Raw genomic sequence first — 13,960 nt, 5'->3', positions numbered from 1 at the left:
GAAAAAGGGCTATGGTGAACATAGCCCTTTTCTTTGAGAAAAATAAAATAACAAGTGATAGTATGAGTTTTGAGAATAAAAAGCAATTAGATAATAATAATATATGCACTTTTATTAAATTTGTTAATAAAAAATATAAAATATTTGTAGAAGTCATTGAAGTAATATATAATAGAAAATAAATAAAATTAAATTTAAAATAAGAGAAATTAAATTTCTAATTGGAGGATAACAAAATGGAAATTAGTAATTTTAAGGAAATGGATCCCTTAATGTTATATAGTATTATAAACTTAAAGCTTAGAGATTTTTATGGTTCTCTAGATAGCTTATGTGATGATAATAATATAGATAGAAAACAATTAGAAGAAACTTTGGGGAAAGCTGGATTTGAATATAATAAGAATTTAAACCAATTTAAGTAATATTAAATTTAATTTAAATAATAGATATTTGATAAATTAGATATTTTGGAGGGAATGTTAATGAACACAGGAAGAGAACCATATATATTAGTTTTTGGGGCTTCAATAATAGATATATTTGGATTTAGTAAGACTAAATATAGATCTTACAATTCAACACCTGGACAGGTAAAGATGTCTTTTGGAGGTGTGTGTAGAAATATAGCAGAAAATATGGCTAGAGTAGGAGTAAATGTAAAGTTTATATCTATCGTAGGTGATGACGAAAATGGAAAAGCTATAATGGCTCATGGAAAAGAACATGGTTATGATATGTCAGATTCATTAATCTTAAAAGGTAAATCAACACCAACATATTTAGCTATATTAGATGAAAATGGAGAAATGGTTTCAGCCATAGCAGATATGAAAAGTATAGATGAAATGTGTACTGAATTTATAGATGAGAAGGCAGAAATAATAGAAAATGCAGAATATGTGGTTCTTGATGCTGATAATCCAGAAATAATGGAGTATATGGTTAAGAAATTTAAAAACACTAAGTTTATATTAGATCCAGTTTCAGCGGAAAAAGCTATGAATGTAAAACATTTAATAAAGTATTTCCATACAATAAAACCAAACAGACATGAAGCTGAAATATTAGCTGGTTTTCCTATTATAGATGAAGAGGATTTAATAAATGCTAGTAATTATTTCTTATCACTTGGAATTGAAAGAGTATTTATAAGCTTAGATGCTGATGGAATATTCTATAAAGATAAAGATAATTGTGGAAAAATAGGAACTGGAAAAGTAGATGTTGTTAATGTTACAGGAGCTGGAGATTCTTTTGTAGCAGGAATGGGACATGGTTACATGAATAATCTTCCTATAGAAGAAATAGTTAAGTTTGCAATGTCAATGTCTGTATTAACTATAGCACATGAGAAGACAATACATCCAGAAATGTGTTTTGAAAAAATATCATCAATGGTTAATGAAATGGAATGGAAATCGAAAAAAATATTATAAAATAATGGAATAAGAGAGCTCAAATGGGTATAATAGTAAGTATAAACTTAGTAGTTTGTACTGAGTTAATTGGACTTATCTAGAAGGTTGAGACTATATATGAATTAAAAAGATATAGTACCTAACTATTAGATAAAATATTATTAGAGTATAAGCCCATAATAAATACCTAAAAAATATTAAAGAACTATAAATTATATATTTATTTAGTTAAGGTAGGTGAAGCTTGTGTTTAAAATAAAAAAAGGTAAAGCACTAATGTTATTAGCAGCAGCTACTGCATTTGCTGCAGCTATTGCTTATGACAAAAAAAATAATGAAAATTTAGAAGAAAATCAAGAAGATGAATTTGTTGAAAATACAATAGAAGTGGAAGAAGAATAATTTAATTTATATATTAAAAAAGCTTAGGGGATGTATCGAACTTATAGATATATCCCTTTTGCTTTTAAATTAGTTATATAGGTTTAACATTTCATAGTTTACCTAAGGTACAAAAGTTATAAAGAAGTTGATTTAATGCAGTAAGTTTTTCTTCTATATATAAAATAAAGATTACCTATATAATTTGGTAACAAAGGATACGGAATAAAAAAGCTTTATAGTATATAATATGACATATAAAAAGAAATTTAAATTTATTTTAAAGCAAGTAAAATATTTTGATAAAAGCAATAATTATAGTTATTTAATATTAAAAACATAGCTATTAGGAAATTTTTACATGATTACTAAGGAGGAATAAATATGAGTCTATTTTTAGGTAAAATACATTTTTGGTTATTTGAAAAAATAAAGTGGTTTGAAGGATTAGAAGAGGATACTTTGGCTTTAGCAAAAGTAAATTCAATTGATATAGATAAATTAGTTAAAGAGGCTAATGAGAGATTTGGAGAAAAACTTAAGGATGAGCCTTTAGATAAATTAATAGATGAAAGCAATATACATGGTTGGTTACAAGAAGCTATAAATTCAGCAGAAGGAAGAGTTGCTTTTTACACTACTGAAATATTAAAAGCAAATGAAAATTTAAAAGCTAATTTATTAGAAATATATAAAAACAAAGGAATAGAAAATGCTAAAAGTTACATAGAAAATATTTCTGATGTAGAAAGTGCAGAAGATATTTATAAGGCTATGAATGATTACATATTAGAAGGAATGCCTTGTGATAGAATAAATCAAATTTTAAGCTCATCAGAAGATAAAATAGAGTGGTCAGCTCAAAGATGTTTACACAAAGTATTCTGGGATAAAGTAGGTGGAGATGTAAGTAATTTCTATGAACTTAGAAATGCTTGGATAAAATCTTTTGTTAATACTTTAAATGAAAATTTTGTTTATGAAGTAAATAATAATGTAATGTCAATCAGTAAAATAATGTAAAATTAAATGGTTACTTAAAGAACACTTATGCATACTATAGTATATAAACAAAGTCCTAAAATCGCTAGGAGGGATAGTATGCATTTAGTGAATGGATCGACAATAAGTTTAGATGCAGGATATAAATGCTATCCAAATGCTGATTCTATAGGTAATAGATTAGAAGAGCAATACACAAAGGAAGTATTAAATCTAGTAATTGAGAAATTAAATGCATTGGGATATGAGGCTATAGACTGTACCCCATGGAATGAAAAATTTAATTTTGTAGGAGATTCTCTGAGTTATAGAGTAAGGAATATAAATAAATTAAATTCATCTTTGCATTTAGAATTTTCTTTTCATTTATATCATAAGAAAGCTATAGAATGTTGGGTTAGTGGTTATGGAAAAGCTTTCAAATTTGCAGAAAAAATATTGAAGGAAGTTTCAACTTTAAATTATTATGATAGAGGTGTAAAGTTAGGGGAGAATTATTTAATATCACATAATAATATGCCTACTATAATAATAAGGCTTTTCTTTGAAGAATCAATAGAACGGTGTAGAAAAGATGAACTTAATGCTATAGCAACTAATATAGTGAATGCTATTACTAGTGAATAATACTTATAAAAAACAAAGAGTATTTCAAAGGGAGTTTTATTTCTCTTTAGGAATACTCTTTTTATTTTAAAGGAAGATGTTTTAGATAATTTATTTTTTTACTTTATACAACTCTGGAGTATCAGGAGTGATTGTTTTAAATTCATAACCTTTAGATTTGTAATATTTTATTATTTCTGGTAAGGCTTTTACAGAATTATTATTAGCTTCAGCACAATGCATTAATAAAACAATATTATTATCTTTAGATATAGAATTTTTGAATATTAAGTTAGGTGCAAGATTAACATTGGTTCCATCACCAGTATCTTGAGTCCAATCATAAATTTTAAGAGAATTTTCATGGAGTAAAGTTACCCAATCATTTTTAAGCTTAAATGACATATTATTTGTTCCAAAAGGAAATCTAATTATACAAACTTTTTCTCCAATTATATTTTCAATTATCTTTTGAGTTTTAAGCATTTCCTCTAAAAATTTTTCTTTAGAATTATATATACATCTTTCGTGGCTAAAAGAATGTAATCCTATAGCACTGCCTTCGTCAAAGATTCTTTTAACAGTAGTAGGACTATTATTAATAAGTTTACCCATTAAAAAAAATGTGCCACAAACCTCTTCTTCTTTTAAAATATCAAGGATTTTATCAGTATTACTACTAGGTCCATCATCAAAGGTTAAATAAATTACTTTAGGTTGATTTTCTAAGGGATAAACATAGGTTATTTGATTAAAAACAATGAAAAAAAACGAAAAAATAAATATTGATAATTTTTTTAACATGGTAAAACCCACCTTTTAATATACTTTTAAATTTATTATTTGCTTAAGATTTAAATTTTATTAAAATTAATATCATTTTAAAAATAATATTACTATGATATAATAAATAAAAACGTTATATGAATGAAGGGATTTTTATGAAAAATGCATTGAATATAATAATATCAATTATACTTATAATAGTAGTTTGTAAGGTGTTTTTCTTTGTATTACCATATATAATCATAGGAAGTGCAGCTATAGGATTAGGTATATGGGGATATATTGCATATACTAAGAGAAAAATATTAAAAAAGATGAATGAATTTGAAAATCAAAGTAACAAGACTACTTATTATAATACAAATATTAGGGGTGGAGAAGGAAAAAGCAATAAAGCAAATGATGATTACAATGGACCTATAATAGATGTAGATTACGAGGAAGTTAATAAAAAATAATAGGAGTTTGTATATGAACTTTAGAAAGTTAAGAATATTTTATGAAACAGCTACAACATTAAACATGACTGAAGTTGGAAGAAAGCTTTATATAAGTCAACCTTCAGTAAGTCAAGCAATTAAGGAGATTGAAACAGAAACAGGTGCAAGACTTTTTGATAGAATAGGTAAAAAATTATACTTAACTTATGAAGGAGAATTGTATTTAAAGTATGTGAATAGAGTGTTGAATTTACATAATGAAGCACTTACTTTACTTAATGATTGTAAAAATAATATAAAAGGAAGAATAAGAATAGGTGCAAGTACAACTATAGGATCTTGTTTTTTACCAAAAATAATAAAGGAATTTTTAGATGAAAATAAAAATATAGATATAGTTATAACTATAGGAAATTCTGAAGAGGTTGAAAATAAACTTTTAAACAATGAAGTTGATATTGGATTTATAGAAGGAAATGTTTTATCCAAAGAATTAGTAGTTGATTATAGTTGGAAAGATGAGCTTGTTTTCATAGGGTTTAAAGGTGTAAAAGAAAAAGATGAACATGATTTGTTAAATAGATTCATAATGAGAGAAAAGGGAAGTGGAACTAGACAAATCATAGAAAATTATTTAAATTCAAAAAATATAGAATATAAAATTTCAATGGAACTTGGAAATGTAGAGGCTATAATAAAATTAGTAGAAGTTGGTCTTGGAATATCATGTGTTCCTTTTAGAGCAGTTTCATCAAAATTAGAAAAAGGTGATGTAGAGGTTCTTAACATAATAGATGAAGAAAATATAAAAAGAGATTTTAAATTAATATATCATCAAGATAAGTTTTTATCAGAAACTATATGTAGTTTTATAAAAAAATCAAAAGAATTTGAATAATATTTAAAAGGTTGTATGTCCGAAGTATGGACATACAACCTTTAATTTTTCATATAGATTTATCTGATATCTAGAGGATGTAATATTCCTATCTTCTATAAGTAGGAGATAAACAGTCTCATGCTTCTAGATTAAATTTGGGTAGATGAAGAAAAATAACTATAAAATGATATATTTAGAAATTGTCTGAAATAATCTCTTTTCTATGATTAAAGTAAATAGAAGAATACAGCTATGAAGTGACATAGACTTCCTAATAATATGAAAATATGAAATATTTCGTGAAATCCTAAAAATTTAAATTCTAGGAACTTAGGCTTTAGACCATAAATAATTCCTCCAATTGTGTATAATATTCCTCCTAAAAGCAACCATAACACTCCAGATAGAGAAATAGAATTGTAAAGGGGATATATGATAAAAATTGCTATCCAACCCATTCCAATATAAAGTGATGTAGAAAGCCATCTAGGACATTTAAACCAAAATAATTTAAATATAATTCCTGCAATAGTAAGTAACACTATTATTGAGGTTAAAACAATTCTAAGAGCACCATCTAAAGCTAATAAACAAAAAGGTATATAAGTGCCACCTATAAGAAGAAAAATCATAGAATGATCTAATTTCCTTAAAAATAATAAAATTTTTTCTGAAGCAATAGCAAGATGGTAAGTAGCAGATGCACTATATAATAATATTAAACTTATTCCAAAGGTACATACAGATATAAATTCTAAAGTTAAATTAGAACCAAATAATGAAACTTTTATTATCATTGTTATAAGAGCTGCCAATGATAAAATAGCTCCAAATAAGTGTGACAGACCATTTATAGGTTCTCTAAAAATCTTATTCATAAAATCCTCCTAATTTTTTTAAAATATCTAGTTTTAAAAACTACTTATAATAATAGTTATATTATCTTATTAAAGTATTATGAAGTCAATATATATTTTAAAATATTAATAAATAAGTTTTAAAAACTTTATATTGTAAAAATAATTTCATAGTATATAATTATTTTATTAAGATAATTTTGGTTTAGAATAGGAGATTGAAAATGGAAAATATAGAGGAACTAGTGAAGAAGGTAAATAAGATAAATAATATAGATTTAAATGATATACCAGATATAGATTTATATATGGATCAAGTAATACAATTGTTTGATAATAAATTAGAAGGATTAAAAAGAAAAGAAGATGATAAAATATTAACTAAAACAATGATAAATAACTATGTTAAGGGTAAACTTCTAATGCCGGTAAAGAAAAAAAAGTATAGTAAGGAACATATATTATTAGTTTCTTTAATTTATGAATTAAAAGGTATATTATCTATAAATGATATACAAAAATTATTAGAGCCAATGGTAGAAGATATTGAAAATGGTAGAAATAACTTAGATTTAGAAGGGGTTTATAATAATATAAATAATATTAGAGTAAAGCAAGTAGATGAATTTGAAGAGGAAATAATAAATTATTCTAAGGAATTAGATAGTATGGAATTTAAGGATGAATATGAGAAGAATTTAGCATTATCAGTTGTTTTAGCTACAAAAGCAAATCTGTATAGAAGATTAAGTGAAGAAATTGTCGAAAGGTTAAATAAATAATGTAAAAAAAGTTATTAAATTGAAGAAAATAGGTACCAAATAAATGGTAATTACATATATATATATTAAGTAAAGCAAATAAAGTGCTTTAGGAGGTATAGTGATGAATTTTGAAGAATATATGAATTGCCATAATGATAACGATGGATTTTTAGATAATGATTTTGGAGCAATGGATCCTTGTTTTGGAGACCCAAACAACGATTTTGAGGAAGATAATAACAATAATAATAATAATAGCCGTCATTGCAAATGTAAATGCAAATGCGATAAAGATGATGATTATGATGACGATCCTTGTGACGACGATGGAGAATATATTGATAATGGATTAGATTGTGAACAAACTTGGAGACCAGATCCATGTAAAAGAGTTCCACAAAGTGGTACTTTAAATCTTGTTTCTAGATTAGATTGTGCTCAAGGTGAACCATTAGAAAATGCTCCAGTTAGTTTATATAAAGTAGATCGTGGATGTGAAAAATTAATAGGAACTAAAAAAACAGATGAAAACGGTGCTGCAACATTTACTTGCTTAGAAGATGGAATATACAGAGTAGAGCAAGACTTAGACCCATGTTTATTTGAATGTGCACAATATTACCCATCAGCTCATTTTGCCATAAGACCAGGTCATAGAAACCAAAGAATGATTATAGTTCACAAGAGAAGAAGATTAGTAGATAAATGTACTATGAGAGCTATAAATAAAGCTGTTAATGCAGCAGTTAAAAAAGCTATGTGCTGCTGTAAATGTAGATGTAGATGTAGATAATAATTTTGTGTGTTTGGGATTTCAAAACAATTTTAATTAAATAAGGGAAGACTATAGTCTTCCCTTATTTAGGTTTAAAGGATAATATGTTATAATGATAATTTAAAAGTAGAATAAAATAATAGTAAAGAAAATTTAATAATAAGAAAGGATATAATTACATATGAAAATTAGAATAAAGTATTTTGAAGGTGCAACTAAATTAGAAAAAATAGCTAAGGGAAATTGGATTGATGTATTTGCAAATAAAGATGTTTTTGTAAAGGTAGGGGAAGGTGCAATGATTCCATTAGGCTTTGCTTTAGAGTTACCTAAAGGATGGGAAGGTCACCTTGCACCAAGAAGTTCAACTTTTAAAACATGGAAGATAATAGCTAGTAATAGTGTTGGAGTAATTGATGATTCTTATATAGGAGATAATGATCAATGGCATATGCCTGTATACTGTTTGCAATGTAAGGATGTAAGAATTGTAGATGGTGTTGAAGAAGAAGGTACATGGATAAAAAAAGGAGATAAAATAGGACAATTTAGAATAATGGAAGTTATGCCTGAAATTGAATTTGAAGAAGTAGAATCCTTTGGAAATTCAGATCGTGGAGGCTTTGGAACTACAGGAACAAAATAAATATTACTGACAATAGTCATGAAATAAAAGAGGATGTATCAAATTACAGATATATCCTCTCTGCCTTTTATCTAGCTATATAGATTCACCATTTGTGACCACTCACTACGTAAAGAAGCTCTAATATTTTTTCTATAACAGTTTCTATCAAGGTGCTGATTTGATACAGCACCTTAAATATATTACTCTTCTAAAAGTAGAGTTGTTTCTTCCCATTCGGTATATAAATCTTGGATTTCTGATTCTATAGTAGCTATTAGCCCATGAACTCGTTCACTTTCTTTAGGGTTTGAATAAATTTCTTCTTTGCAAAGTTCTTCATTTAAACCTACTAGAGCTTCTTCTTTTGAGGCTATTTCTTTTTCTATATTTTTTATTTTTAAAGAAAGAGACTTAGCTTGTTTTTCTTTTTCTCTTCTTTTCTTTTTCTCTTCTTGAATTTGTGTTTTAGTTTTACCACTATTAATTTCTTCGTTAAAAGTTTCAAATCTATTTGGATTTGCCTTTTTATCTGAATAATAATTATAGTTTCCTAAATAAGTAGTAATATTATCTTCAGAAAGTTCTAGTATTTTAGATATAACTTTATTTAAGAAGTATCTATCATGGGATATAACCATTAATGTTCCATCATAACTTAAGATTGCTTCTTCTAAGGCTTCTCTAGAAATTATGTCTAGGTGGTTTGTAGGTTCGTCAAGTAGAAGGAAATTTGATTTAGATAGCATTAATTTTAATAAATTTATTCTACATTTTTCTCCACCACTTAATTTATCAATAGTTTTAAAAACATCATCACCAGTGAATAGAAATGATGCTAAAGCATTTCTTATTTCTGTGGTAGTCATTTTAGGGAAACTGTCCCAAACTTCATCTAAAATTGTTTTATTTAAATCTAAATCTGACTGTTCTTGGTCATAATAACCTACAAAAACATTTTTACCTAAAGAAAAATTTCCTGAATCAGCTTTTATTTTATCTAGCAATATTTTAAATAAAGTTGTTTTACCTCTTCCATTTTCACCTATTAAGGCTACTTTATCTCCTCTTTTTAAATCAAGGGAAATATTCTTAAATAGTACTTTTTCACCATAGCTTTTTGAAAGATCTTCAACATGTAATACGTCATTACCACTTTTTATAGGTGCCTCAAATTTTATATTAGATGCTCTTCTTATGATTTCAGGAGCTTCAACAAGTTCCATTCTTTCAAGAGCTTTTTCTCTACTTTCAGCAGCTCTAATGCTTTTTTCTCTATTAAAGGAACGGAATTTTTCTATTATTTTTTCCTGTCTTTTTATTTCAGCTTGTTGAAGATTATAAGCTTTCAATCTAACTTCTATATCCTTTTCTCTAAGTTCTAAGAACTTTGTATAACTAGCATTGTAAGTATTAACTTTTCCAGAAATTAATTCGAAAGTAGCGTTTGTTACAGCATCTAAGAAGAATCTATCATGGGATATAACAAGAATAGTACCCTTATATGCTTTTAAATATTCTTCAAGCCATTCAATAGCAGCTAGGTCTAAGTGGTTTGTTGGTTCGTCTAATAGTAGTATTTCAGGCTTAGATAATAATAATTTACAAAGGGCAACTCTTGTTTTTTGACCACCACTTAGCAAAGAAATTTCTTTATCATAATCACTTTCATTAAAACCTAAGCCTTTTAAAACACGAGAAATTTCACCTTTATATGTATAACCACCTCTATGTTCAAAAAGTTCTTGAGACGTTGTATAATCCTTTATTAATTTATTGTGATAAGCTTCTTTACTAGGGTCATAAGGTTCTCCCATTTTAACTTCTAAAGTTCTAAGTTTTTCTTCTAAGGATATTAAATCAGAAAAAACTAAAAGCATTTCAGAATATATAGAATTATTATTGTCTAAGGAAAGATTTTGCGATAAATACCCTAAAGACTTACTTTTATCTATAAATAGTTCACCAGAATCAAATTCAAGTTCTTTTGTTAATATTTTAAAAAGTGTTGATTTACCTTCTCCATTTGAACCGATTAAACCTACTTTGTCTCCTTCATTGATTGAAAAATTTACATCTTTTAAAATTTCATCTATACCAAAGCTTTTTTTTACATTTTTACAACTTAAAATTATCATAATATATTTAACTCCTTTAAATCCTAAGAGATTTTTATTTGATGACTAGTGTCTGTTTTCAATATTCCATAAACTAGACATAGACAGACACAGTTCTTTAAATAACTTTGACTAAATTTCAGCTAGAGTTAAAATTCTATGTGAATTAAGTCTTAGTTTATATAAAGTCTATAATCTTTAAAACAAATTAAGTCATTTTAATTTGTTTTTTATAGAGTAATAATCTTTAGGTATAAAATATTATAACTTTTTAAAAATATATTTTGAGAATATATTTTTAAAATAGCTATTAAGTAAAAATAACTAAAGATATATTACTTAATAATTATACTAATAAAGAATCTTAAGTTCAAATTACTAGAAAGTTAATAAGGGAAATCATATAAATGGTAACTATATGGTGCTATTTTGAATAAAATATAGTGGAGGTAGGTAGTATGTTTTTTTATAGAAATGATTTTAGAGATTTATTTGTTGGAATAGAAGATTATGTGCCACTTAAAAATGGCACTAAAGTAATTCCTATTAATTTTGATAATGGTGCTACAACTCCTGCCTTTAAATCAGTAGAACATTATGTAAATGAATATTTGCAATATTATGCTTCTATTGGTAGAGGGAGTGGGATAAAATGCCAGAAGTGTACCAATCTTTATGAAAGATCGAGAGAAATAATTTTAGATTTTTTTAATATAAAAAACAAAGATAAATATACAGTAATTTATGTTAAAAATACTACTGAGGGAATAAATCTTTTAGCAAATGTTTTGATAGAATCAAAAGATGACCAAGTTTTAAGCACAAAAATGGAACATCATGCTAATGATTTACCTTGGAGATATGTAGCTAAAGTGCTATATGTAGATGTGGATAAGGGAGGAGAAATAAATATAAGTGATATTGAGGATAAATTAAAACAGGCTAATGGAAAAATAAAATTTGTAACTATAACAGGAGCTTCTAATGTAACAGGATTTATTAACCCTATAAATAAAATAGCATCAACAGTGCATAGTTATGGTGCTAAAATAATTGTTGATGTAGCACAGCTTGTAGCTCATGAACCAATAAAAATGGAAGGAGTTAAAGAGGATGACTATATTGATTTTTTAGTTTTTTCAGCTCATAAAATATATGCACCTTTTGGAACTGGAGTAGTAATTGGATTGAAAGAAGAATTAAATAGGAAAGAACCTATGTTAAAGGGTGGTGGTGCAGTAGACATGGTTTTTGATAATGAAGTTTATTGGCATGAGGCTCCATCAAAGTTTGAAGCAGGAACTCCAAATTTTTTAGGAGTGGTTGCCTTAGTAGCTGCACTAAAAACAATTAATAAAATCGGCTTTTCAAAAATAATGAATCACGAATGTAAGCTAAGGGATTATTTTTTAACTGAAATAGAAAAAATACCAAGGGTAATAATTTACGGAAACAAAGAAGTGGTTCATAGATTATGTGTAATAGCATTTAACATGGAAGGGATATATCATGAAGATCTTGCTAATAAATTAGCTGAAGATGGTGCTATAGCAGTAAGACATGGATGTTTTTGTGCACAGCCTTACACAAAAAGGTTGCTAGAAATGACTGATGCAGAAACCTATAAATATATTAAAGATCCGACTATTCCAAGACCTGGAATGATTAGAGCGAGTTTAGCTATGTATAACGATTTTGAGGAAATAAATAAGTTTTTAAGTATATTAGAAGATATTTCGAAAAAATGTTAAAAGATGACCTAGGGGAGTATTATTTAAAGGACTATCTCAAAAAGATAAATAAGAAGTTTGAGATAGTCCTTAATTATTAAATTACTAATTTTATTATATAGCAAAGCTTTCATAGATTGGTAAAGTGTTAGTAGAGTCTAAATCTTCTACTAGTGGAGTTAAGTAAGCTAAAGCTTCTTCAGTTACACCATTACCTTCTTCATTTATCCATTCAGTAGGAAAATATTTTATGTTATTAGCAACTTTATTAGCTTCTATAAATATTGGTTCAGACTTATATGGTAAGTTTGAAATTCTTTTAATAGATACCATAAGACCATTAGTACAATTCATAGAATTTTTTAAAGCGTATCTTCCAACAAGTTCCGCTTCGTGTAAATCAGTTTCAGAAGCACAGTGCATAGAACATCTTTGTAAAACACCAAGTTCAAGAACTTTTACTCTCTTTGTAATATTAGCTTTTAATATTACAGCTTTTAATATTGAACCAACTCCACCTAATTGGCTATGACCAAAATTATCGTGGGTTTCTGACTTGGTAGCTGATAAGAATTCACCATCTTTATTTTTTAATCCTTCAGAGGCTACTATATATACAGAGTGTTTTTCATTGTACACTTTTTGTACATCTTTTATAAATTTATCTAAAGAAAATGAGCTTTCAGGAAGATAAATTAAATCTACACAGCTAGTTCCTTTAATTTTTGCAAGAGAAGCAGCAGCAGCTAACCAACCTGTATCTCTTCCCATAGATTCTAATATAAAGATACCATTATTACTGTAAACTTTAGAATCTAAGTAAGTTTCAAGAACTGAAGTTGAGATAAACTTTGCAGCACTACCAAAACCAGGGGTATGGTCAATATATTTTAAGTCATTATCTATAGTTTTAGGTATACCAATGAACTTAATATTTATATCCTTAGCTATAGCATAGGTACTAAGTTTTGCTATAGTATCCATAGAGTCATTACCACCTACATAAAAGAATGTAGAAATTTTATACTCTCTTAGAATAGAGATAAGCTTTTTATATTCTTCTTCGTTTTCTGAAAAATCCTTAAGCTTATATCTACAGGAGCCTAATCCAGAGGAAGGTGAATTTTTAAAAATTTCTAGTTTATTTTGGTCAATAGAAGAAAGATTTATTATTTTTTTAGCTAGAATACCTTCTATACCATTAACACCACCATAAACATTTTCATATAGATTTAAATCAAAATTTTCTTTTATTACACCGTAGACACTAGAGTTTATAACAGTTGTAGGTCCACCAGATTGAGCTATTATACAATTCATTAGAATACTCCCTTTCCAATTTCAAAAATTATATATGCTATACTATTTAAAATAAAACATACTTCATTAATTAATATAGTATATTTTATTCTTTAAATCAATATAAAATTTAGAAAAATATTAATTATTTTTATTGAAAGTGCATAAGAAAAAGTAGTCAATATAAATTAATATGAATGATAAGAAGTTACAATGCCTTTAAACAAGCTGTTATAAAATATTAAATTTAGATACTTATTTATATGGTATAATATAT

Annotated in this window: 16 protein-coding genes; 12 read left to right on the top strand and 4 right to left on the bottom strand. The window is 26.6% G+C overall.

The annotated features are described in order from the left end of the window. Positions 1–11: 11 nt before the first annotated feature. From ARA19_RS17615 to ARA19_RS10320, 6 genes are all read left to right on the top strand, one after another. The gene (locus ARA19_RS17615) at positions 12–182 is read left to right on the top strand and encodes a hypothetical protein (RefSeq protein WP_157452250.1); all 171 of its coding nucleotides are present in this window, start codon (positions 12–14) and stop codon (positions 180–182) included. Between the two features lie 54 nt (positions 183–236). Next, the gene (locus ARA19_RS10335) at positions 237–425 is read left to right on the top strand and encodes a DUF4250 domain-containing protein (protein WP_055070890.1); all 189 of its coding nucleotides are present in this window, start codon (positions 237–239) and stop codon (positions 423–425) included. Between the two features lie 60 nt (positions 426–485). Continuing rightward, positions 486–1,439, top strand: coding sequence for a carbohydrate kinase family protein (locus tag ARA19_RS10330; protein WP_055070889.1), 954 nt, complete (start codon positions 486–488; stop codon positions 1,437–1,439). 228 nt (positions 1,440–1,667) lie between these two features. Next, entirely contained in the window at positions 1,668–1,823 is a 156-nt protein-coding gene (locus tag ARA19_RS17610; RefSeq protein ID WP_157452249.1) for a hypothetical protein, read from the top strand. 363 nt (positions 1,824–2,186) lie between these two features. Continuing rightward, a complete protein-coding gene (locus ARA19_RS10325; protein WP_055070888.1) occupies positions 2,187–2,825 on the top strand; it encodes a hypothetical protein in 639 nt (212 codons plus the stop codon). 78 nt (positions 2,826–2,903) lie between these two features. Further along, the gene (locus tag ARA19_RS10320; RefSeq protein WP_055070887.1) at positions 2,904–3,431 is read left to right on the top strand and encodes an N-acetylmuramoyl-L-alanine amidase; all 528 of its coding nucleotides are present in this window, start codon (positions 2,904–2,906) and stop codon (positions 3,429–3,431) included. Positions 3,432–3,521: 90 nt separating this feature from the next. Here ARA19_RS10320 and ARA19_RS10315 read toward each other — a convergent pair whose 3' ends face one another. Continuing rightward, a complete protein-coding gene (locus ARA19_RS10315) occupies positions 3,522–4,214 on the bottom strand; it encodes a polysaccharide deacetylase family protein (protein WP_055070886.1) in 693 nt (230 codons plus the stop codon). 137 nt (positions 4,215–4,351) lie between these two features. On the opposite strand from ARA19_RS10315, the gene ARA19_RS10310 reads away from it, so the two are divergent. Together ARA19_RS10310 and ARA19_RS10305 are read left to right on the top strand one after the other, a co-directional pair. Beyond that, on the top strand, positions 4,352–4,654 hold the full coding sequence (locus ARA19_RS10310; RefSeq protein ID WP_055070885.1) for a hypothetical protein: 303 nt from the start codon (positions 4,352–4,354) through the stop codon (positions 4,652–4,654). A gap of 13 nt (positions 4,655–4,667) precedes the next feature. Continuing rightward, positions 4,668–5,534 carry a LysR substrate-binding domain-containing protein gene (locus ARA19_RS10305; protein ID WP_055070884.1) on the top strand — a complete coding sequence of 289 codons (867 nt, stop codon included), beginning with the start codon at positions 4,668–4,670 and terminating at the stop codon, positions 5,532–5,534. A gap of 209 nt (positions 5,535–5,743) precedes the next feature. On the opposite strand, the gene trhA is transcribed toward ARA19_RS10305, so the two are convergent. Beyond that, positions 5,744–6,394 carry a PAQR family membrane homeostasis protein TrhA gene (gene trhA / locus ARA19_RS10300; protein WP_055070883.1) on the bottom strand — a complete coding sequence of 217 codons (651 nt, stop codon included), beginning with the start codon at positions 6,392–6,394 and terminating at the stop codon, positions 5,744–5,746. Between the two features lie 203 nt (positions 6,395–6,597). Between trhA and ARA19_RS10295 the strand changes: the two genes are divergently transcribed. The 3 genes from ARA19_RS10295 (at position 6,598) to ARA19_RS10285 (ending at position 8,558) form a co-directional block, all read left to right on the top strand. Next, positions 6,598–7,155 carry a DUF1836 domain-containing protein gene (locus ARA19_RS10295; RefSeq protein ID WP_055070882.1) on the top strand — a complete coding sequence of 186 codons (558 nt, stop codon included), beginning with the start codon at positions 6,598–6,600 and terminating at the stop codon, positions 7,153–7,155. A gap of 103 nt (positions 7,156–7,258) precedes the next feature. Next, a complete protein-coding gene (locus tag ARA19_RS10290) occupies positions 7,259–7,930 on the top strand; it encodes a prealbumin-like fold domain-containing protein (protein ID WP_055070881.1) in 672 nt (223 codons plus the stop codon). A 163-nt stretch (positions 7,931–8,093) separates the two neighbouring features. Further along, positions 8,094–8,558: a dUTP diphosphatase gene (locus ARA19_RS10285; RefSeq protein ID WP_055070880.1), complete on the top strand. Its 465-nt coding sequence runs from the start codon at positions 8,094–8,096 to the stop codon at positions 8,556–8,558. A gap of 182 nt (positions 8,559–8,740) precedes the next feature. Here ARA19_RS10285 and abc-f read toward each other — a convergent pair whose 3' ends face one another. Then, the gene (gene abc-f / locus ARA19_RS10280; protein ID WP_055070879.1) at positions 8,741–10,675 is read right to left on the bottom strand and encodes a ribosomal protection-like ABC-F family protein; all 1,935 of its coding nucleotides are present in this window, start codon (positions 10,673–10,675) and stop codon (positions 8,741–8,743) included. Between the two features lie 437 nt (positions 10,676–11,112). Between abc-f and ARA19_RS10275 the strand changes: the two genes are divergently transcribed. Continuing rightward, a complete protein-coding gene (locus ARA19_RS10275) occupies positions 11,113–12,405 on the top strand; it encodes an aminotransferase class V-fold PLP-dependent enzyme (RefSeq protein ID WP_055070878.1) in 1,293 nt (430 codons plus the stop codon). Positions 12,406–12,498: 93 nt separating this feature from the next. Here ARA19_RS10275 and ARA19_RS10270 read toward each other — a convergent pair whose 3' ends face one another. Continuing rightward, complete coding sequence (locus tag ARA19_RS10270; protein WP_055070877.1) at positions 12,499–13,704, bottom strand: 6-phosphofructokinase; 1,206 nt, start codon at positions 13,702–13,704, stop codon at positions 12,499–12,501. Positions 13,705–13,960 lie beyond the last annotated feature (256 nt).

The sequence above is a fragment of the Clostridium massiliamazoniense genome (genome assembly GCF_001403635.1).
GTDB classification, from domain to species: Bacteria; Bacillota; Clostridia; order Clostridiales; family Clostridiaceae; genus Sarcina; species Sarcina massiliamazoniense.
This window is presented reverse-complemented; position numbering and strand designations above follow the sequence as displayed.